This is a genomic window from Nocardia rhizosphaerae (genome assembly GCF_042650365.1).
Lineage (GTDB): Bacteria > Actinomycetota > Actinomycetes > Mycobacteriales > Mycobacteriaceae > Nocardia > Nocardia rhizosphaerae.
The window spans coordinates 83039-104164 of the sequence record NZ_JBHSBA010000009.1; the positions used below are offsets into that span (position 1 = coordinate 83039).

The 21126-nt window shown below is 71.1% G+C and carries 18 protein-coding genes and 1 other RNA gene; 11 read left to right on the forward strand and 8 right to left on the reverse strand.

All coding sequences use genetic code 11. The features are described 5' to 3' along the window. Positions 1-224: 224 nt before the first annotated feature. Positions 225-1091: an SURF1 family cytochrome oxidase biogenesis protein gene (locus tag ACFOW8_RS19275; RefSeq protein ID WP_378552227.1), complete on the reverse strand. Its 867-nt coding sequence runs from the start codon at positions 1089-1091 to the stop codon at positions 225-227. Further along, positions 1091-1594 carry a low molecular weight protein-tyrosine-phosphatase gene (locus ACFOW8_RS19280; RefSeq protein WP_378552228.1) on the reverse strand — a complete coding sequence of 168 codons (504 nt, stop codon included), beginning with the start codon at positions 1592-1594 and terminating at the stop codon, positions 1091-1093. The genes ACFOW8_RS19275 and ACFOW8_RS19280 overlap by 1 nt, the downstream gene beginning before the upstream one ends. Before the next feature lie 44 nt (positions 1595-1638). On the opposite strand from ACFOW8_RS19280, the gene cobC reads away from it, so the two are divergent. The 5 genes from cobC (at position 1639) to ACFOW8_RS19305 (ending at position 7229) form a co-directional block, all read left to right on the forward strand. Continuing rightward, a complete protein-coding gene (gene cobC / locus ACFOW8_RS19285; protein WP_378552229.1) occupies positions 1639-2790 on the forward strand; it encodes an Rv2231c family pyridoxal phosphate-dependent protein CobC in 1152 nt (383 codons plus the stop codon). Positions 2791-3189: 399 nt separating this feature from the next. Continuing rightward, positions 3190-4305, forward strand: a complete 1116-nt coding sequence (locus ACFOW8_RS19290; RefSeq protein ID WP_378552231.1) for a Nif3-like dinuclear metal center hexameric protein — start codon at positions 3190-3192, stop codon at positions 4303-4305. 128 nt (positions 4306-4433) lie between these two features. Continuing rightward, on the forward strand, positions 4434-5171 hold the full coding sequence (locus tag ACFOW8_RS19295; RefSeq protein WP_378552233.1) for a zinc ribbon domain-containing protein: 738 nt from the start codon (positions 4434-4436) through the stop codon (positions 5169-5171). 7 nt (positions 5172-5178) lie between these two features. After that, positions 5179-6405, forward strand: coding sequence for a bifunctional RNase H/acid phosphatase (locus tag ACFOW8_RS19300; protein WP_378552236.1), 1227 nt, complete (start codon positions 5179-5181; stop codon positions 6403-6405). Between the two features lie 119 nt (positions 6406-6524). Then, the gene (locus tag ACFOW8_RS19305; protein WP_378552238.1) at positions 6525-7229 is read left to right on the forward strand and encodes a S1 family peptidase; all 705 of its coding nucleotides are present in this window, start codon (positions 6525-6527) and stop codon (positions 7227-7229) included. A gap of 212 nt (positions 7230-7441) precedes the next feature. On the opposite strand, the gene ACFOW8_RS19310 is transcribed toward ACFOW8_RS19305, so the two are convergent. Beyond that, entirely contained in the window at positions 7442-8329 is an 888-nt protein-coding gene (locus tag ACFOW8_RS19310) for an alpha/beta hydrolase (RefSeq protein ID WP_378552239.1), read from the reverse strand. Between the two features lie 110 nt (positions 8330-8439). On the opposite strand from ACFOW8_RS19310, the gene rnpB reads away from it, so the two are divergent. Beyond that, positions 8440-8849, forward strand: an RNA gene (gene rnpB, locus ACFOW8_RS19315) — RNase P RNA component class A. Between the two features lie 46 nt (positions 8850-8895). Here rnpB and ACFOW8_RS19320 read toward each other — a convergent pair. Further along, positions 8896-9261 carry a hypothetical protein gene (locus tag ACFOW8_RS19320; protein WP_378552240.1) on the reverse strand — a complete coding sequence of 122 codons (366 nt, stop codon included), beginning with the start codon at positions 9259-9261 and terminating at the stop codon, positions 8896-8898. Positions 9262-9664: 403 nt separating this feature from the next. Between ACFOW8_RS19320 and ACFOW8_RS19325 the strand changes: the two genes are divergently transcribed. Both ACFOW8_RS19325 and ACFOW8_RS19330 read left to right on the forward strand, forming a co-directional pair. Continuing rightward, positions 9665-9997 (forward strand): hypothetical protein, encoded by a 333-nt coding sequence (locus ACFOW8_RS19325; protein ID WP_378552241.1) that lies wholly within the window; start codon positions 9665-9667, stop codon positions 9995-9997. Between the two features lie 20 nt (positions 9998-10017). Continuing rightward, on the forward strand, positions 10018-11448 hold the full coding sequence (locus ACFOW8_RS19330; RefSeq protein WP_378552242.1) for an RNB domain-containing ribonuclease: 1431 nt from the start codon (positions 10018-10020) through the stop codon (positions 11446-11448). Positions 11449-11566: 118 nt separating this feature from the next. On the opposite strand, the gene ACFOW8_RS19335 is transcribed toward ACFOW8_RS19330, so the two are convergent. The 4 genes from ACFOW8_RS19335 to panB all read right to left on the reverse strand — a co-directional run bounded on the left by ACFOW8_RS19335 (position 11567) and on the right by panB (position 14799). After that, entirely contained in the window at positions 11567-12418 is an 852-nt protein-coding gene (locus tag ACFOW8_RS19335) for a CHAD domain-containing protein (RefSeq protein WP_378552243.1), read from the reverse strand. Positions 12419-12422: 4 nt separating this feature from the next. After that, complete coding sequence (pip, locus tag ACFOW8_RS19340) at positions 12423-13385, reverse strand: prolyl aminopeptidase (RefSeq protein ID WP_378552244.1); 963 nt, start codon at positions 13383-13385, stop codon at positions 12423-12425. Then, complete coding sequence (locus ACFOW8_RS19345; protein ID WP_378552245.1) at positions 13385-13837, reverse strand: hypothetical protein; 453 nt, start codon at positions 13835-13837, stop codon at positions 13385-13387. Before ACFOW8_RS19345 ends, pip begins: the two co-directional genes overlap by 1 nt. 104 nt (positions 13838-13941) lie before the next feature. Next, on the reverse strand, positions 13942-14799 hold the full coding sequence (panB, locus tag ACFOW8_RS19350; protein ID WP_378552246.1) for a 3-methyl-2-oxobutanoate hydroxymethyltransferase: 858 nt from the start codon (positions 14797-14799) through the stop codon (positions 13942-13944). 208 nt (positions 14800-15007) lie between these two features. On the opposite strand from panB, the gene ACFOW8_RS19355 reads away from it, so the two are divergent. The 3 genes from ACFOW8_RS19355 to ACFOW8_RS19365 all read left to right on the forward strand — a co-directional run bounded on the left by ACFOW8_RS19355 (position 15008) and on the right by ACFOW8_RS19365 (position 21112). Then, entirely contained in the window at positions 15008-16540 is a 1533-nt protein-coding gene (locus tag ACFOW8_RS19355; protein ID WP_378552247.1) for an alpha/beta hydrolase, read from the forward strand. A 179-nt stretch (positions 16541-16719) separates the two neighbouring features. After that, a complete protein-coding gene (gene glnA, locus ACFOW8_RS19360; RefSeq protein ID WP_378552248.1) occupies positions 16720-18057 on the forward strand; it encodes a type I glutamate--ammonia ligase in 1338 nt (445 codons plus the stop codon). A gap of 40 nt (positions 18058-18097) precedes the next feature. Continuing rightward, complete coding sequence (locus ACFOW8_RS19365; RefSeq protein WP_378552250.1) at positions 18098-21112, forward strand: bifunctional [glutamine synthetase] adenylyltransferase/[glutamine synthetase]-adenylyl-L-tyrosine phosphorylase; 3015 nt, start codon at positions 18098-18100, stop codon at positions 21110-21112. The last annotated feature ends 14 nt before the right edge of the window (positions 21113-21126 follow it).

Here is a 21126-nt window from a genome sequence, read left to right on the forward strand (position 1 = left end):
TTCGAGCCCCTTGCCCAGCTGGACAGCCGATCACCAGGCTCTGGCGCAAGCGTTCGCCGAGTGGGATTCTGCACCATTGCCTGTTGATCTTGAAGGCTCAGGCCCGTGGTCGGGGGATGAGGTCCGCCTCGGTCCGGGTGCTGGAACCGGGTGGTACCGATCAGGCGGGGACGCGCTGTCGTGATCGGACCGGGCGGACTCGGCGAACGGCTGGATCCGGGTGGTCAGCGGGTGCGGCCGTAGCGGTCGGCCAGGCGGGCTTCGGTGGTGGTCGGCGTCGGCTCCGGTGACTGGGCGGTCGGTGCCGGAGCGGCGGAGGCGGCCGTTTCGGCGCGATCGCGGCGGCGGGCGCGGAGTTCGGCGACGACGAAGTAGCCGAGGCCGAGCGGTGCCATGATGCCGAAGGCCAGCCATTGGAGGCCGTAGGAGAGGTAGGGGCCCGCGTCGAGCTGGGGGAGGGCGACGGGGGTGAAGGCACCGGGCTGGCCATCGGCGAGCTGGAGGTAGCCGCCCTTGTCGGTGCCGGTCGGGATCTCGGTGAGGGGATACCCGAGCACGGTGGATTCCTGGCCGGTGTCGATGGTGTACACCTGGCGATAGCCGTCCTGGGTGCTCGGTGGCTTGTCCGCGACCACTCCTTCGGACGCGCGCACGCGGGCTTCCAGCCGCTGCGGTCCGGTCGGGGGCGCGGCGATATCCGGCGGCCGGGTGCCGTCGACAGCGGCGACCAGACCTCGGTCGACGAGCACGGTGCGGCCGTCGCCGAGGCGGAACGCGTCCAGCACCGCGTAGCCGGGCGCGCCGTCGAGGTGCCGCAGCCGCACCAGGACCGTCGAATCCGGCACGTACGCGCCGTCGGCGGTGACCCGGCGCCATTCGGTGTGCTCGGTCTCGTCGCCGTCGAGCACACTCGCCACGTCGACCGGATCGGCGCGGACCGAGTCGGCGATCAGCTGGTTGCGGTGTTCGGTGCTGGTGTTCTTGCCGAGCTGCCACGGGGCGAGCACGGTGAAGCACAGGTAGGCGAAGGCCGCGACGATCGCCGCGAGGATGAGCCAGCTCGGGCGAAGCAGGAAGGCGAGTTTGCGCATCAGCGTGGGGTGTCGGCCGGGGCGCGGGCGGCGAGTTCGGCGCGTACCCAGTCGAGCAGGCCGGGGACGGCCGCTTCGATCTGGTCGCGGACCAGGTCGAAATCGGACTGGTCGCCGTAGTACGGGTCGGGCACATCACTGCCGTCGGCGGCGGGATCGAAGCTGCGCAGCAGCCTGCGCTGTTCGGTCGGGACACCGCGATGCGCCAGCTCCCGATCGTGGCCGGTGTCGAGCGCGATGATCAGATCGGCGTCGCGGTGCTGCGCGCCGAAGGTCGCCGCGACGTGCTCGGTGGGGTACCCGGCGCGCCGCAGCGTCGCCTCGGTCCGCGGATCGGCCGGATCGCCGACATGCCACGAACCGGTTCCCGCGCTGGTCACCCGCACTCGGTTGGCGAGACCGGCGCGGTAGAGGTGCGCCTCGAACATCTTCGCCGCCATCGGCGAACGGCAGATGTTCCCTGTGCAGATGAATGACACGTGCAGCTGTCCCACACACGCCATTGTCGCCCGTGCCGCCGAATCGCCGCCACGTAGGGTGGTCTGTTGTGTTCCAGGACTCGGTCGACCCCGCGATGCTGCGCCACCACGGCGACGTGGAGGCCCGTCCCGGCATGCTCGATTTCGCGGTGAACGTGCGCGGGGTGGCCCCGCCCTCGTGGTTGCGCGACCGGCTGGCCGCGCGCCTCGACGACCTCGGCCGCTATCCCGCCGCCGAGGAGGAGGCCGCCGCCCGCGCCGCCGTCGCCGCCAGGCACGGTCGATCTCCCGACGAGGTGCTGCTGCTGGCAGGTGCGGCCGAAGGCTTCGCGATGCTGCCGCGCCTCGCCCCGCGCCTGGCCGCGGTCGTCCACCCGTCGTTCACCGAGCCCGAGCTGGCCCTGCGGGAGGCGGGTATCCCGGTGACCCGCGTGATTCTGCCGCCGCCCTACACCCTGGACCCGACGCTCGTCCCCGAGGAAGCCGACCTGGTGGTCCTGGGCAACCCCACCAACCCGACCTCGGTCCTGCACCCCGCCGCCACCATCAGGGCACTGCGCCGTCCGGGCCGGATCATCGTCGTCGACGAGGCCTTCGCCGACGCGGTCGGCGGGGTATCGCCGGGCGAGGGTGTCCGGGCTCGGACCGCTGTTTCGCCGCCGTCCCGCTCGCCGCTCACCGCGACATCGTGCGATCCGCCGACGGCGCGACCGGAAGACGACATCGCCGAGCCAGAATCGCTGGCCGGGCTCCCCGCGTCCGATGTGCTCGTCCTGCGCAGCCTCACCAAGACCTGGGCGCTGGCCGGGCTGCGCTGCGGGTACTTCCTCGGGGCGCCGGAGGTGCTGGTCAGGCTGAACCACGGGCGACCGCATTGGCCACTCGGCACCTTGCAGCTGGAGGCGATCATCGCCACCGCAGTGCCGTCGGCCGTCGCCGAATCCCGGCGGCACGCGCACGAGATCGCCGCCGAGCGCGCCGCCATGATCGCCCGCCTCACCGCCCTCGGTGTCGAGGTCCACACCCCGGCCACCGGCCCGTTCCTGCTACTGCGCGTCGCCGATGGCGCCCTGGTCCGTAAACGCCTGGCCGATCGCGGTATCGCTGTCCGCCGTGCCGACACCTTCCCCGGTCTCGGCACCGATCACCTGCGGGTGGCGGTGCGGGGCCCGGCCGAAGTCGATCGCCTGATCGCCGGACTGCGGGCGGCGCTGTGGTGATACCGAACCGCTCGTCCGAGCGGCTGGGCCGCACCACGGCGTGCGGACCGTGCTGGTGCCGACCGAGAATCGGTGGTCCCGGCGAGGACAGCGGGAGCATCGGCGGCCCGTCGACCGGATCGAGACTGTGCAGGCGATGACGTTTCGGCGAGGTCCAGCGCGGAGCGCGAGGTCGCGGCGGCGCGCATCGCGAGGCGCCGGCTCCCTCGGACCCGAGGAAACTTCGGTGCCAGGACCTCGGCCTCCGCGGCACGCCCGACCGGGCGGCGTCGGCGCACCGCCCGGCCTCGAGGCGCCGGGTGGTGAGCACGCCATGGTCCGGTGGGCCAGGATCGGTGAGAAGTAGTGGAACGCACCGGGTTCGGCCGGAATCCGGGAAATACGACGAAGGAGGCGGCGGTGACCGACCTGGCCGAACTGATCGGGGTACTCGACGCGGCGTACCCGCCGAGGCTGGCCGAATCGTGGGATTCGGTGGGGCTGGTGTGCGGTGACCCGGCGCAGGACGTCGGCAAGGTCGTGTTCGCCGTCGACGCCACCGCCGCGGTGGTCGACGAAGCGCTCGCATGGGGAGCGCAGGCACTGGTCGTGCATCATCCGCTGCTGCTGCGCGGGGTCGACACTGTCGCCGCCTCCACCCCGAAAGGCGCGCTGCTGCACCGGCTGATCCGCTCCGGCTGCGCCCTGTTCTCCGCGCACACCAACGCCGACTCCGCCGACCCAGGCGTCTCCGACGCGCTCGCCGCCGCGGTCGGTCTCACCGTTACAGGTCCGCTGGATCCGAAACCGTTTGCCGCCATGGACAAATGGGTGATCCAGGTGCCGCAGACCCACACCGCCGCGCTGATGTCGGCGCTGTTCACCGCGGGTGCGGGCGCCATCGGCGACTACCGGGAAGCGGCCTGGTACACCGCGGGCACCGGCCAGTTCCGGCCCCTGCCCGGCGCCACTCCGGCGATCGGGGCCGTCGGCACCGTGGAAACCGTCACCGAGGACGCCGTTGAGGTCGTCGCGCCGCCGTCCGCGCGCCTGGCGGTGCTGGCCGCGCTGCGCGCCGCCCACCCGTACGAGGAACCGGCCTATCACGTCACCGAACGCGCGCCGCTGCCGTCCTCGCTGGGACTCGGCCGGATCGGTGAGCTGGCCCGTCCGGAAACCCTGCGCGAGTTCACCGCCCGCGTCGGCATCGGCCTGCCGCGCACCGTGTGGGGCGTGCGCGCGGCGGGCGACCCCGACCGCGTGGTCCACCGGATCGCCGTCTGCGGCGGTGCGGGCGACTCCTACCTGAACGCCGCCATCCGCGCCGGTGTCGACGCCTACCTCACCGCCGACCTGCGCCACCACCCCGTCGACGAACACCTGCGCCGCGGCGGCCCCGCGCTCGTCGACGCCGCCCACTGGGCGACCGAGTTCCCCTGGTGCGCCCAGGCCGAACAGGTCGTCCGCACCGCCCTGCCCGGCCTGGACACCCGAGTGTCCACCCTGCGCACCGACCCGTGGACCGTCACCGGCTGACCGGTCTCAGCGCAGCGACTACTGCTGCCCGACCGAACCTCGGTCTTCGGGTCGTGGCATACGCACCCGTGCGGCGCGGTACGGTTGACCGACCCCATCCGTCCACTGTGTTCAGGAGTTCGTTCGCGTTGAATGTCGAACCGTCGGTCCAGTCCAAGCTGCTGCAGCTCGCCACTGTCGATGCCGAGCTCACCCGGATCGCGCACCGCAGGAAGGCGCTGCCCGAGCAGCAGGAGGTGGCGCGGCTGGCGGCCGAGCGCAACGGCTACAAGGACGCCGCGGTCGCGGTGGAGATCGGCATCGACGATCTGGATCGCGACATCCGCAAGCTGGAGGGCGAGGTGGAAGCCGTGCGTAAGCGGGAGGACCGCGACCGCGGCATGCTCACCGCGGGCACCGTCGCCGCCAAGCAGCTGTCGGAGCTGCAGCACGAGCTGGGTAGCCTGGAGCGGCGCCGCTCGGTGCTCGAAGACGAACTGCTCACCGTGATGGAGCAGCGCGAGGCCATGGCCGCCGACCACGATCACGCCGGTGCCCGGCTGAGCAAGGCCGAACAGGACCTGGCCGACGCCGAACGCCTGCGCGACGAGGCGACGGCCGACCTCGACGTCGCCGAGCAGCGATGCGACACCGACCGGGCCGGGCTGCTCGGTCTGTTCCCCGCCGAACTGCTCGCCGTCTACGACAAGCAGCGCGCCGCGCACGGCGTCGGTGCCGCCCTGCTGCAGGCCCGCCGCTGTGGCGCCTGCCGGATCGAGATCGACCGCGGCGAGATGCAGCGCATCGCCAAGGCCGCGCCCGAGGAGGTGCTGCGCTGCCCCGAATGCGGCGCGATCATGGTGCGCACCAAGGAATCCGGGCTGTGATCGGCCGATGACCGAGGTGATCGTCGAGGCCGACGGTGGCTCGCGCGGCAACCCTGGCCCGGCCGGGTACGGCGCGGTGGTCTTCGACGCCGACCACGCGCGGGTGCTGGCCGAGCGCGCGGAATACGTCGGCGTAGCCACCAACAATGTGGCCGAATACCGCGGTCTGATCGCGGGTTTGGCGGCCGCCGCCGAACTCGGCGCGCGCGTGGTGACGGTGCGGATGGACTCCAAGCTCGTCGTCGAGCAGATGTCGGGACGCTGGAAGGTCAAGCATCCGTCGATGATCCCGCTCGCCGAACAGGCGCGCGCCCTGGTCGCCGGGTTCGACCGGGTGAGCTTCACCTGGATTCCGCGCGCCGAGAACGCCCACGCCGACCGGCTGGCGAACGAGGCGATGGACGACGGTGGCCTCGTCGGCACGGTCCGCGCCGCGGTTTCGGCCGGGCATGCTCCGGGCGACCAGGTGCCGGTGCCCGCCGCCGACGACCGGGCCGCCGTAGGTACGACCGCGGTCGCGGACCGGCCACAGGCGCTCGATCCCGACTCGGCACCCGATGCGAGAAGCACGGCAGCACAGCAGGTTTCGAACAGCACCCCCGGCTGGACCGGCGCGCTCGGCAGACCGACCCGGCTGCTGCTGCTGCGCCACGGCCAGACCGAACTGTCGATCGAACGCCGCTACTCGGGCCGCGGTAACCCGCCGCTCACCGACCTCGGTCGCAGCCAGGCCGACCGTGCCGCGAAAATGCTTGCCGCCAAAGGCGATATCTCCGCCGTGCTGACCTCACCGCTGCAGCGCGCGCTGGCCACCGCGGAAGCGGCCGCCGCGTCCCTCGACGTGCCGCTGCGCGTCCTCGACGGACTCACCGAGACCGATTTCGGCTCCTGGGAGGGCCTGACTTTCGCCGAGGCCGCCGACCGTGACCCGGCACTGCACACCGACTGGCTCGGTGACCCGTCCGTTCCCGCGCCCGGCGGTGAGAGCTTCGATCAGGTGCGCGAACGCGTCGAGGGTGTGCGCCGCGATCTGGTCGCGCTGTATCCAGGCCAGAACGTCGTCGTGGTCAGCCACGTCACCCCGATCAAGACACTGCTGCAGCTGGCGCTCGGCGTCGGCCCCTCGCTGCTGTACCGGCTGCATCTGGATCTGGCCTCGCTGAGCATCGCCGAGTTCTACCCCGACGGCGGGGCCTCGGTGCGTCTGGTCAATGACGTTTCGTATTTGAGCTAGGCACCCCTGCGCGCGACACGGTACCGTCGCCAGGTTCGCGGTTCGGCGTAACGACAACGCCCCGCCGCCCGAAAGGATCTCGGGCGGCGCAAGGCCGCGGCCATCGAGAAAGGTACTTGATGAGGTTTCTACGGATGGCGGCGTTCGCGGCGGCCATCGCGGGGGTGCTCACCGCGTCCGCCGGTGCGGGCATCGTGTCGGCCGAACCGAGCGTGGTGCTCGGCGCGGCCTCCGGCATCGTCTTCGACAACAACTCCGGCTGCTCGCTGACCGCCATCGGGCACGACAGCGCGGGCCGCCTGGTCGGCCTGACCGCGGGGCACTGCGCCCCGACCGGGGCGAGGGTCGGCGCCGAGCAGGCGCTGGACGCGGGCGTGATCGGTACCGTCGCCTTCTCCGACGACGGTGAATACCTGGACTTCGCGGTGCTGCAGCTGGATGCCACCAAGGTCGTGCCGGTGCGCACCATCGGCCAGACCACCGTCGCCGGGATCGGCGAGCCGCCCGCCGCCGGTGCCACGGTGTGCTCGGACGGCCGCACCAGCGGCCGCAGCTGCGGTGTGGTGTGGGGTGAGCTCGAAGGCACCTCGATCAACCAGTACTGCTCGCAGCCGGGTGATTCCGGTGGCCCGGTCGTGGTCGGCGATCGCCTGGTCGGCATGAACCAGGGCAGGCTCACCGGCCTGGGCCCCCTCGATTTCGACGTGCCGTGCACCAACGGCGCCAATCCGATCCACTCGCCCGCCTACTTCCAGCCCATCGGGGTCATCCTCGAGGTGCTGAACCGGGCAGGCGGGGTCGGCGCGGGCTTCCAGCCCATCTGATCCCGGTTCGGACCCGCACGGGGGCGCGGCACCGTCACGGTTGCCGCGCCCCTGCGCTGTGCGGCGTCAGCGTGCCGCGGCGAGGACACGCGAACGCGCGCTCGGCACTGCCGATCAGGACGAACCGAGGCCGCGTTCGTGCAGGAGCAGCAGACCGTAGGCGGCCACGAGCTGAGCTGTTCCATGACCCCATGGTGCCCGATCGCGCCCGGTCAGGGGCGCAGGACCGACACCAGGAACTCGGTCTGGTCGCGGACGACCTGCTCGAAGACATCATCGAAGTAGACGTCGAAATGACCCACCGGGTACTGCTTGACCACCGCGTGCTTGGTGCGCTCTGCCGCCTTGCGGGTCGGGGCGGCGGGCGCGATCGTGTCGTTCTCGGCGATCGCGTAGAACACCGGTACCTTCAGCGCCTTGGCCCGGCGCCCCGGTGAATCGAACAGTGTCGAGAACGCCACCCGCGCACCGACCTTCGGCCGGTAGTTGGCGCTCTCCTCGGCCAGCCTGCCGAACCCCTCCGGCACATCGGCCGCGCTCATCAGCGCCGCGGCGCGCTTGCGCCCGGCCAGCCGGATCGGCACCGGCTTGCGCCGGATCGGCCCGAACAGCAGGTCGGTCGCGGCGATCGTGGCGACCTTGGTGAGGCTGGTCGGTCCCTTCGCCATCGCCGAGGCCCAGCCGCTGGTGAACGGCACCTGCGCGACGACCGCGGCCAGGTAGTCGTCCTCGGGCGCCACCGACAGCACGTGCCCACCACCGAAAGAGGTGCCCCACAGCGCGATCCGCGTCGCATCGAAGCCGCGGATGCTGCGGGCGTAGGCGATCGCGGCCCGCCAGTCCGCTCGCTGGCGGGCGATGCCGATCACCTGGCGCGGATCGCCCTCGCTGGCCCCGAAATGCCGGTAGTCGAACGCCAGCACCCCCATTCCCGCCGCGACGAACCGCCGCGCGTACCGATCCAACCCCATCTCGCGGTTGGCCCCCAGCCCGTGTCCCATGATCACCAACGGGCGCGGCCGGGGCGCACCGTCGGGCAGGTAGAGCCAGGCAGCGCACTGCTGCTCACCCGAGGGGAAACTGACGTCGACACGTTCCATGAGTGATTACCGTACTGCGTTTTCCAGCGGTGCTCCCGGGGCCCTACGTGGATACCCAGGCTGCCGCCTCCTGGCCCGTCGCTCGCACCGCGGTATCCTGTACGGGCGGACGAGTCGGCCGGGCGACCGCGGCAACGGGAACGGGAACGGGCACACAGTGCCGCCGCCCGCTGCCGAGGAAAGTCCGGACTCCACAGAGCAGGGCGGTTGCTAACGGCAACCCGGGGCGACCCGCGGGACAGTGCCACAGAGAACAGACCGCCGCACAGCTGTGCGGTAAGGGTGAAACGGTGCGGTAAGAGCGCACCAGCGCCCCGGGTGACCGGGGCGGCTCGGTAAACCCCGCCCGGAGCAAGGTCGAAGGTCGCACCACCCGGTGCGGCTGCGCAGGTGTTCGAGGGCTGCTCGCCCGAGCCTGCGGGTGGACCGCTCGAGGCACCCGGCGACGGTGTGTCCAGATGGATGGTCGCCCCCCGGTGCGAACCGGGGACAGGATCCGGCTTACAGGCCGGCTCGTCCGCGCACGAAAGCGGCGGTCCCACAGGGGAACCGCCGCGTGCCTGGGCTCAGCACATGAGCTTGACCGTCTCGTAGATCGTTTTGGCCTCGTCCTCGGTGGCGGTGGTCGAGCCGTTCTTGGAATAGGTGACCACGGCGGCGACGGTATCGGCCTCGGACTTGCCCGCTTTGATATCGCTGCAGGTCAGGTTCAACACGTCGGCGACCGCGGCGTCGTCACGGCCCTCGGCCAGCTTGGGGAACGCGTTGCGGTAACTCACCACGAACATTCCCGCCTTGGCGGCGTCGACCTTGGTGGCGGGGGCGGCGGTGGTCGAGGCGGGCTCGGTGGCGGTGGTGTCGTCGCCGCAACCGGCCAGGAGCAGGGCGATAACGGTGGCGCTTGCCGCGATGGCGGCGGAAGTTCTTCTCACGGAGCGGGATGCTAGCGCCCCGGGAAACAAGTCGCCTCCCGTCGGGAGGACGGGAGGCGGCGGTGCTCGACGGAACCGGTCGGCTACTGCGGGTTGATCATCAGCATCTGGGCCCAGTAGGAGGCCGCGTCCGGGCCGAGGATCGGCAGCAGGTAATCGTAGATCAGCGACGACATACGCTAGGAACTCCCGTTTATCGATGTGGGTGCCGCATCGCCCGCCGAATGCCGGGCGTGCCGCCCGCCACAGTAGCAATCGCGGCGCCACAGGTATCAGGTCGGTGACGATCTCCGGGAACTCGCCCCGTACGTGAGCGAGGTCATAGAGTGTTCGCCGTCGGAAGGGCCCGCGGCCGCCGGTCGCGGGCACTACACATTCGATCCCGGAAGCAGGTCACATTTACATGCGGGTAGTTCGTTCCATTGTCGCCGGTGCGCTGATCGCCGGAGCCGCCGCCGTGCTCACCTCGCTCGGTGCCGGATCGGCGAGCGCGGTCGCGGTGACCCCGCTCTCGGGTGGGGTTCAGGTCGATCTCAGCCCGGCCGATACCGCGTGGGTACACCAGACGCGGTTCGGCTTGACCGTCGCAGGCCTGCCGCATCCGTCGGCGGCCTCGTTCGGCCAGGCGCTCGACGCGGCAGCGGCCGTGTCCTCGACGGTCCCGGGCGGCCGGGTCACCTTCACGGTGTACGGTCCGCTCGATCAGCTCAACGGCACCATGCTGGCGCTGCAGTAGGAACTCGCTACCCTGCCAGGATGGAACTCCATCAGCGGATCGTCTCGGCGCCGGTCGACTTCGGCGCCATCCGTTCCGAATTCGGGCTGGCCTCGGACTATCCGGCCGAGGCCGTCTCGAATGCCCGTGCCGCGGTCGACGCGTTCGCGGGCAGCAGGGTCGACCGGACCGAGATCGAGTTCGTCACCATCGACCCACCCGGCGCCATGGATCTGGACCAGGCGCTGCATCTGGAACGCACCCCGACCGGGTTCACCCTGCATTACGCCATCGCCGATCTCGGCGCCGTGATCGTGCCCGGCAGTGCGCTCGCCCGCGAATCCGAGACCCGCGGCCAGACCTTCTACCTCCCCGACGGCACCGTGCCACTGCACCCGCCCGTGCTGTCCGAGGATGCCGCGAGCCTGCTGCCCGGTGTCGACCGGCCCGCCGCCCTGTGGACCATCGAACTCGACGAAGCCGCTGTGCCGCAGTCGTTCTCGGTGACGCGCGCACTGGTGCGCTCCCGTGAGCGTTTCGACTACGCGCAGGTGCAGGCCGCCGCCGACGCGGGCACCTTGCACCCCGCCCTCACCGCGCTGCCGGAGTTCGGCCGCCTGCGCATCGAAGCCGGGCTGGCACGCGGCGCGATCTCGCTGCGGCTACCGTCGCAGGACGTGGTGCGCCACGGCGACAACTGGCGTCTCGAGCTGGAGCCGCGCACCGCCGCCGACGACTGGAACGAGCAGGTGTCACTGCTCACCGGCATGTGCGCGGCCCGGATCATGCTCGAACACCAGGGTGCCCCGGTCGGCCTGCTGCGCACCATGCCACCGCCGCCGGATTCCGCGATCGCCTCGATGCGCCGCACCGCCGCCGCGCTGGGCGTCGACTGGCCCGCCGACCTGCCGGTGGGCCGGATGCTGGCCGGCCTCGATGCCAACACCCCGGCCGGGCTGGTGCTCATGTCGGAGGCGACCAGTCTGCTGCGCGGCGCCGGATACACCGTGCTCGCCGAGCTCGACCAGCTGACCGAAGACCAGCTGGCGCACAGCGGGATCGGCGCGCCTTACGCGCACGTCACCGCACCGCTGCGCCGTCTCGCGGACCGTTTCGCCACCGAGGTCTGCCTGGCCCACTGCGCGGGTACCGAGGTTCCCGATTGGGCGGTCGACGGCATCGCCGCCGCCGCGGGCACCCTGCGCCGCACCGACGCTGTCGCGAGCAAGGTCGACCGCGCCTGCATCGACCTCACCGAGGCCACCGTGCTCGCCCCGCGCGTCGGCACCGAGTTCGCCGCCATGGTGTTGCGTGAGGCCAACGGCTCCCGCGACGCCGAGATCTTCGTCGCCGACCCGCCCGTGCTGGCCCGCTGCGCGGGCAGACCACCGGAGGGCGCCCACGTCCCGGTCCGCTTGGTCACCGCAGACAGCGCCACCCGCACCATCGAATTCGCTTACGCCGGAAGCTGATCGATCCGGAACACGGGACGCCGTGGGAGACACCGACGGCTTCGGAACCGCCGATCCGGCCGACCTGGCCGACGCCGCAACGGCGGCCGTAACCTTTCGGGCGGCGAGTTGGTCGTTGTCAGTCGGCCGAGGAGATGAAGCTGGCGGCGGCGGGGTAGCGGGCGATCGCCGTGCCCGCGGCCGCCTCCTCGGTGTCGGCGAGCAGTTCGTAGAGCGTGGCGGTCGCACCCGGCGCCGACGCCGCGGCGGCGAGGATGGCCTCGCGGGACTCGACGGCGTCGCGGTGGTCGCCGAGGACGGTCTGCAGGCGCTTGGCGTCTGCCCCGAGTTCGGTGGCCGCGGCGCCGAGGACATCACCGGCGGCCTCACAGGAGTACCGTAACCGCTTGGCGGCCTTGCGGATATCGTGCAGCAGTTCGACCCGGTCGGCCGGTGCCGCCGACGGTTCGGCGAAGACGAGCTTGCGCAGCCGCTTGCGGTCGCGGCCGAGTACGTGCTCGAACACCGGACGCGCCTTCTCTCGCCCGAGCGCGGGGTCCAGCGGGGGATCGGTGCGCCAGCGGTCCAGGGTCTCGGCCAGGTGGCGATAGCGCAGGCCGTCGAGTTCGGTGAGGACCGTCTCGTGCGCGGCGGTATAGGCGTCCCGCGAGGCGCCGACCAACGCGGCGGTCACCTCGTCGGGAACGTTGTCGTGCGCGGCCAGCAGGTCGGTGAAGCGTTCGGCGCGCACCTCCGCGTCGCGCGCCACCCCGAGCAGGTCGGCCAGCCACTTCAGTTCGGTCACGGTGGCCGCGGCCCGCTCGGTGTCGAACACCGCGCGGTAGGAGCGCAGCACGCTGCGCAACCTGCGGGTGGCCACCCGCATCTGGTGGACCGAGTCGTAGATGTCGGCACGCACGTCGGGTTCGGCGGCAAGCAGCCGGTCGATATCCGCTCCGAGTGCCGCGGTGACGGCTTTGCCCGCCTTCATGACCTCACCCTCGCTTTCCGAACCGATCGGTCGCCTCGACCAGCTGATGGGTGATGCCCGGCTCGTGGGCGGTGTGCCCGGCGTCCTCCACGATGTGCAGGGTCGAGGCGGGCCAGGCGTTGTGCAGGTCCCAGGCGCTCACCGCGGGACACACGATGTCGTGGCGGCCCTGCACGATCACGCCGGGGATGTGGGCGATCCGATCGATGTCACGCAGCAACTGTCCCTCGTCGAGAAATCCGCCGTGCCGGAAATAGTGGTTTTCGATCCGGGCGAAGGCCAGCGCGAACCGCGCCTGGCCGGTCTCGGCGACCCGTTCCGGTTGCGGCAGCAGCGAACTCGTGGCCCCCTCCCAGGTCGACCAGGCCACCGCCGCGTCGAGCGCGACCCGCGGGTCGGGGGAGTGCAGCAGCCGGTGATATACCTCGACCAGGTCGTCGTCGCGTTCTGCCGCGGGCACCGGCGCCAGGAACTTCGCCCACTCGTCGGGGTACACGTTGCCCGCCGCGCCGTTGTAGTACCAGTCGATCTCCGCGCGCCGCAGCAGGAAGATCCCGCGCAGCACCAATTCGGTGACGCGCTCGGGGTGAGCCTGGGCGTAGGCGAGACCGAGGGTGGAACCCCATGACCCGCCGAACACCTGCCAGCGGTCGATCCCGAGATGCTCGCGCAACAGCTCCATATCGGCGACGAGATGCGCGGTGGTGTTGAGCTCGAGGCTCGCGCCGTCGGCGATATGCGGCACCGACTGTCCGCAGCCGCGCTGATCGAACAGCACGATCCGGTACACCGCCGGGTCGAAGAACCGCCGCTGCAGCGGGCTGGTGCCGCCGCCGGGGCCGCCGTGCACGAACACCACGGGCTTGCCGTCGGGGTTGCCGCTGACCTCCCAATACACCGACTGGCCGTCGCCGACGCCGAGCAGTCCGTAGTCGTACGGCTCGATCTCCGGGTACGGTCCGCGCATCACAGCACCAGACCCGAGGCGAGATCAGGGAGTTCGAGTGCGGTGAGCACCTCGGCGCGTACGTCCGGGCACGCGCTCTCGGTGACCCGGTCGACGATGGTCTTGTCGGCCACCACCTGTGCCTGCAGTTCGGGATTGCGCAGCACCCAGTCGAGCACCATCGCGTTCAGTGACAGCCTGCCCAGCGTCGGGCCCTGCACCCGGAAGTTGGACAGCTCGGGCCGGAACATGTCGCACAGCTGGGCGGCCTGCGCGTCATCGACCGCCGGATCGCCCGCCGCGCCGTTCGCCCGCGAGGTGGTCGTCGACGGCGCGGTACTGCCCGTCGGCGTCGAGCTCTCGGCACTCCCGGACGGCGAGGTGTCCACGCTGGCACAACCGGTCAGGCCGGCGACGGCGAGCACGCTCACGGTCGCCAGCAGCGGGCGGATCTTCCAACGGCGGTGCGGCATCGAAACCTCTACTCGTGTCGACGGTGTCGTCACCGAGTCTGCCACCCGCCGCCGCGCGAACCCACCGAGCGCACTCCGGCCCGCAGGCCGGAGTGCGGCCGAACTCAGAAGCTGTGCTCGGGACCGGGGAAGGTGCCGCGGCGGACCTCGTCGGCGTAAGCGGCGGCGGCCGAGCGCAGCTCGTCGCCGACATTGCCGAAGCGCTTGACGAACTTCGCGGTCTTGCTGCTGGTGTAGCCGGCCATGTCCTGCCAGACCAGTACCTGGGCGTCGCAGTCGGCGCCCGCGCCGATACCGACGGTCGGGATGGTGAGCTTGTGGGTCACCTGACCGGCCAGCTCGGCCGGGACCATCTCCATGACGACGGAGAACGCGCCGGCCTCCTGCACCGCGATGGCGTCGGCGATGAGCTGTTCGGCGCCGTCGCCGCGACCCTGCACCCGGAAGCCGCCGAGAGTGTTCACGCTCTGCGGGGTGAACCCGATGTGCGCCATCACCGGAATGCCCGCCGCGGTGATGAGCGCGATCTGCTCGGCCACACGCTCGCCGCCCTCCAGCTTCACCGCGTGCGCGCCGCCCTCCTTCATGAAACGGGTGGCGGTGGCCAGCGCCTGCTGCGGCGAGGACTCGTAGGTGCCGAACGGCAGGTCGGCGACGACCAGCGCGTGCGGAGCGCCACGGACGACACCGCGCACCAGCGGGATGAGCTCGTCGACGGTGATCGGCACGGTGGTGTCGTAGCCGTACACCACATTGGCGGCGGAATCGCCGACCAGCAGGACCGGAATACCCGCCTCTTCGAACAGGCGCGCGGAGGAGTAGTCGTAGGCCGTCAGCATCGACCAGCGCTCGCCCTCGGCCTTCATCTGCTGCAGATGCTGGACGCGGGTCTTGCGACGGGGCTTGGTTTCGGCGGGAGCGGCACCGTAGACAGGGTTCTGCTCAGCAGATACGGACATCATCGTCCCTTTCGTCGGGTTCCTCGAGGCCCTGCGCGGGTCCCCGGGCTTTTCTGACGCATCCAGTGTGCCACCCGGCACCGAGCCGGTTTAAGGGCGTGCGCGGGTGTGATCGGTCACACGGGCGGTTCGGCTACCGTGAAGCGAGCCCAGTCGTGTGGATTCGGGCGCATCGTGTTGTGCGCCGGGTGGCGCGGAAAGGTGGCCCACTGTGCAGCGAGGCCGGCTGGTCGGTGCCTTCGTGGCGCTCTGCGCTCTGCTCGTCTCCGGCTGTAGCGGCACCGAGAACAGCAGCACGCCCGCGACCTGGCCGCCCGCGCCCGCCGGGCTGGAGCGGTTCTACGAGCAGCGGATCGAGTGGGGATCGTGCGCCGACTTCGGCGGCCCGGAGGATCGGCTGCCGCCGCGGACCGAATGCGCCATGGTCACCGTGCCGATCGATTACGCGCGGCCGGACGGGCCGACTGCCCGGCTCGCGCTGTCGCGGCTGCCTGCTACCGGGGACAAGATCGGCTCGCTGCTGCTGAATCCAGGCGGTCCCGGTGTCTCCGGGCTGTCGACGGTGGCCGTCGGCCACGGCACCGCGCTGGCACAGCGGTTCGACCGGGTGGGTTTCGATCCGCGCGGGGTCGGCTCCTCGGTGCCCGCGATCGTCTGCCTTACCCCCGAGCAGGCCGATGCCGAACGGGCCGAACCGCCGCTGGAAAACACCCCGGAGGGTATCGCCGCCGCCGAGGCCGACAACCACGAGTACGCGCGCCGGTGCGCCGACCGCAGCGGTGTCGACCTGCTCGCCCATGTCGGCACCCGCGAGGTCGTGCAGGACATGGACGTGCTGCGCGCGGCCCTCGGCGACGAGAAGCTGACCTACCTCGGCTACTCCTACGGCACCCGGCTCGGCTCGGCCTACGCCGAGAAGTACCCGGGCAATGTGCGTGCCCTCGTGCTCGACGGCGCGGTGGACTCCGCGCAGGATCCGGTGCAGGAATCGCTGCGCCAGGCCGCCGGATTCCAGGGCGTGTTCGACGCCTACGCCGCCGACTGCGCGAACAGCCCGGACTGTCCGCTCGGCACCGATCCGGCCGAGGCCGTCGCCCGGTTCCGCGCGCTCGTCTCGCCGCTGGCGGGCGCGCCCGCCGCGACCGCCGATCCGCGTGGCCTCAGCTACGGCGACGCCATCACCGGCGTCCAGCAAGCCCTCTACACCGACGACCTGTGGGACGTGCTCACCCAGGGCCTGACCGAACTGCGCGCGGGCAACGGCGACACCCTGCTCGGACTGGCCGACATGTACGACGGCCGCCGCGCCGACGGCAGCTACGCCAACATCCAGGACGCCTTCAACGCCATCCGCTGCGTGGACGATCCGCGCATCACCGATCGGGCGATCGTCGGCCGCCAGGACACCGAGTACCGCAGGGCCGCGCCGTTCCTCGACGACGGCAGGGGGACCGGCGCCGCCCCGCTGGAACTGTGCGCCGCGTGGCCGGTGCCCAATACGAGCACCCCGCACCGGGTGTCGGCGCCGGGGCTGCCGACCACGGTCGTCGTGTCCACCACCGAGGACCCGGCGACGCCGTACCAGGCAGGCGTGGATCTGGCCGATCAGCTGGGCGCCGCGCTGATCACCTTCCGCGGCAACCGGCACACCGCCGCGCTGGTCGCGGGCGATCAGTGCCTGGACGCGGCGGTGATCGACTACCTGGTCGAGCTCGCCGCGCCCGAACCCGGCCTCACCTGCTGACGCGATCGCTCGCGCTCCCCCGGCTGCTCTTGCGTCGTCGTTCCGGCGCGCTGTGCTGGTGGTTCGCTCGCTCACGACCTCCCATCCACGCTGGTGAGATGTGCGGAAGTGGTGACAAGATCGCAAACCCGATCGCGTATGTAACACGGATTTAACGCCGGGTGCTTACGCTCGCCGGTATGGATCGCCAGAAGGAATTCGTGCTGCGGACGCTCGAAGAGCGGGACATCCGCTTCGTACGGCTCTGGTTCACCGATGTGCTCGGCTACCTCAAGTCGGTGGCCATCGCGCCCGCGGAGCTGGAGGGCGCCTTCGAGGAGGGCATCGGCTTCGACGGCTCGGCGATCGAGGGCTTCGCGCGGGTATCGGAGGCCGACATGGTCGCCCGGCCCGACCCGTCGACCTTCCAGGTGCTGCCGTGGGCCAGTTCCAAGGGCCACCAGCACTCCGCGCGCATGTTCTGCGACATCACCATGCCCGACGGCTCGCCGTCCTGGGCCGACCCGCGGCACGTGCTGCGCCGCCAGCTGAACAAGGCCGCCGACGTGGGCTTCAGCTGCTATGTGCACCCCGAGATCGAGTTCTTCCTGCTGGAGGACGGGCTGAAGGACGGCAAGCCGACCCCCGCCGACACCGGCGGCTTCTTCGACCAGGCCGTGCACGACTCCGCGCCGAACTTCCGCCGCCACGCCATCGACGCGCTCGAGTCGATGGGCATCTCGGTGGAGTTCAGCCATCACGAGGGCGCGCCCGGCCAGCAGGAGATCGACCTGCGCTACGCAGACGCGCTGTCGATGGCCGACAACGTGATGACCTTCCGCTACCTCATCAAGGAAGTCGCGATCGACGAGGGTGTGCGCGCGACGTTCATGCCCAAGCCGTTCTCGCAGTACCCCGGTTCGGCCATGCACACCCATATGAGCCTGTTCGAGGGCGAATCCAACGCCTTCGCCGACCCGGACGACCCGCTGAACCTGTCCACCACGGCGCGCTCGTTCATCGCCGGCATCCTCGAGCACGCGCCCGAGATCAGCGCGATCAGTAACCAGTGGGTGAATTCCTACAAGCGCCTGATCCACGGCGGCGAAGCGCCGACCGCGGCCTCCTGGGGCCGGTCGAATCGCTCGGCGCTGGTCCGGGTGCCGATGTACACGCCGAACAAGGCGTCCTCGCGCCGGGTCGAGATCCGCAGCCCCGATTCGGCCTGCAACCCGTACCTGACCTTCGCGGTGCTGCTCGCCGCCGGTCTGCGCGGCATCGAGAAGGGCTACGACCTGCCGCCCGAGGCCGAGGACGACGTGTGGTCGCTGACCGACGCCGAGCGGCGCGCCATGGGCTTCCGTTCGCTGCCGGGCACCCTCGACGAGGCGCTGCAGGCGATGGAGCGTTCCGAGCTGGTCGCCGAGACCCTCGGTGAGCACGTGTTCGACTTCTTCCTGCGCAACAAGCGCCGCGAGTGGGCGGACTACCGCAGCAAGGTCACGCCGTGGGAGCTCGAGGAATACCTGAGCCTGTGAGGGTGACGCGATGGTGACCGCGAGGATGTACTTTTAGGGCATGGTCCGGCCACCGACTGCCCGCTCCGCTGTTCCCGGCGTCGGGAGGCTCGGCTTGCTCGAGCCCACCGCGGCGGATTCCCTGCACCAGCTCGGCTGGGACAATGTCGACGGGGTGCCCGTGCTCTGGGCGCTGTCGCGCTCGCCCGACGCCGATCTGGCGCTGGCGACGCTGATCCGGCTGCGCGAATCGCTCGCCGACGACTGGGCCGAACTGGATTCGGCGATCCGGTCCGATACCACCTTGCGCGGCAGGCTGTTCGGGTTGCTCGGCTCGTCGACCGCGTTCGGCGACCACCTGGTCGCCGCGCCTGCCGCGTGGAAGATCCTGCGCCGCAAGCACCTTCCCGAGCGCGACGAGGTGATCGCCGATCTGCTCGACGCGGTGGACGCGCGACCGGAGACCGGGCCCAACGCCGGTCCGATGGTGTTCCGGGCCGAGTCGGCAGGGCCGGAGGCGATCGCGTTGCTGCGCAGCCGGTATCGCGATCAGCTGATGCTGCTCGCCGCCGTCGATCTGGCCACCACCGTGGAGAACGAGCCGGTGCCGCCTTATCAGGTGGTGGGCAGGCAGCTGTCGGATCTGGCCGATGCCGCGCTCACCGCCGCGCTGTCGGTCGCGGTCGCGCGGGTGTGCAAGAACGGGCCGCTGCCGGTGCGGCTCGCGGTGCTCGCGATGGGCAAATGCGGTGCGCGGGAACTGAACTACGTCAGCGATGTCGATGTGGTGTTCGTCGCCGAACCGGCCGATGCCACCGCCACCCGGCTGGCGGCGGAGATGATGAGCGTGGCGAGTTCGGCCTTCTTCGAGGTCGACGCCGCGTTGCGGCCAGAAGGCAAGGCGGGCGCGCTGGTGCGCACGCTCGACTCACACCTGGCCTACTACAAGCGCTGGGCGCGCACCTGGGAATTCCAGGCGCTGCTGAAGAACCGGCCGATGACCGGTGACCTGGAACTGGGCCGGCAGTACCGGGACGCGCTCATGCCGATGGTGTGGGCCGCCTCCGAGCGTCCCGACTTCGTCGCCGACGTGCAGGCCATGCGCCGCCGGGTGGAGGACCTCGTCCCCGCCGATCTGCGCGAGCGGGAACTCAAGCTCGGCGCGGGCAGCCTGCGCGATGTCGAATTCGCCGTGCAGCTGCTGCAATTGGTGCACGGCCGGGTCGACGAGTCGCTGCACGCCACCAATACCGTCGAGGCGCTCACCGCACTCGCGGCGGGCGGGTACGTCGGCCGCGAGGACGCCGCCAATCTCACCGCCTCCTACGAGTTCCTGCGCCTGCTCGAGCACCGGCTGCAGCTACAGCGGCTCAAGCGCACCCACACGCTGCCCGCCGCCGACGACGAGGAGGGGATGCGCTGGCTGGCCCGCGCCGCCAACGTCCGTCCCGACGGCCGTCAGGACGCGGTCGGGGTGCTGGAGACCGAGATCCGCCGCAACTCGGTGCGGGTGCGGCGGCTCCACGCGAAGCTGTTCTACCGCCCGCTGCTGGATTCGGTCGCCCGGCTGGATTCCGACGCGCTGCGGCTGAGCCCCGACGCCGCGGTCCGCCAGCTCGCCGCCCTCGGCTACGCCGCGCCGGCCAACGCGCTCGGCCACCTCAAGGCCCTCACCGGTGGCGTGTCGAGGAAGGGCCGGATCCAGGCGCTACTGCTGCCGACGCTGCTCGAATGGCTCGGTGACACCCCCAACCCTGATGCGGGCCTGCTCGCCTACCGCCGGGTCTCGGAGGGGCTCGACGACCAGATCTGGTTCCTGCGCGAACTGCGCGACGAGGGCGCGATCGCGCAGCGGCTGATGATCGTGCTCGGCTCCTCGGAGTACCTGCCCGATCTGCTGATCAACGCGCCCGAGACCATCCGTATGTACGCCGACGGTCCCGGCGGCCCGCAACTGCTCGGCCCGCAACCGGCCGATGTGGCCCGTGGTATCCAGACCGCGGCCGCCCGCTACGACGACCCAACCCGCGCGGTCGCCGCCGCCAGATCGCTGCGCAGGCACGAGCTGGCGCGGGTGGCCTCGGCCGACCTGCTCGGCATGCTGGAGGTGCCGCAGGTGTGCGCCGCGCTGTCGTCGGTGTGGGTGGCGGTGCTCGAGGCCGCGCTCAGCGCGGTGATCCGGGCGTCGGAGGCCCAGCGTGGCGCGCCCGCGCCCGCCGATATGGCGGTCATCGGGATGGGCAGGCTCGGCGGGATGGAACTGGGCTACGGCTCGGACGCCGATGTGCTGTTCGTCTGCGATCCCCGGCCCGGCGAGGACGAGACGACCGCGGTGAAGTGGGCGATCGGGGTGGCCGAGAAGGTGCAGCGGATGTTGGGGGCGCCGAGCACCGATCCGCCACTGCAGGTCGACGCGGGCCTGCGCCCCGAGGGCCGCAACGGCGCCCTGGTGCGCACGCTGGCGGCGTATCAGGCCTACTACGAGCAGTGGGCGCAGCCCTGGGAGGTGCAGGCGCTGCTGCGGGCACATCAGGTGGCAGGCGATCAGGAGCTGGGCGTGCGCTTCCTGCACGTCATCGATCCGATCCGGTATCCGGCGGGCGGGGTATCGGCGGAGGCGGTCCGTGAGATCCGCCGGATCAAGGCCAGGGTCGATGCCGAGCGGTTGCCGCGCGGCGCCAATCCGGCCACCCACACCAAGCTGGGCCGCGGCGGGCTCGCCGATATCGAATGGACCGTGCAGCTGCTCCAGTTGCGCCACGCGCACAACGTGCCCGCCCTGCACAACACCTCGACGCTGGAATCGCTCGACGTGATCGAGGCCGAGGGCATCCTGGTGCCGGAGGATGTCGCGCTGCTGCGCGAATCGTGGATCACCGCCACCGCGGCCCGCAACGCGCTGGTCCTGGTCAAGGGCAAGCCCACCGATCAGCTGCCGGGTCCGGGCAGGCTGCTTTCCGCGGTCGCGCGGGTCGCGGGCTGGCCCACCGACGACGGCAGTGAATTCCTGGACAGCTACATGCGCATCACCCGCCGCGCCAAAGCGGTGGTCGAGCGGGTGTTCGGCGGCGATTGAGACGGAAAAGGCCC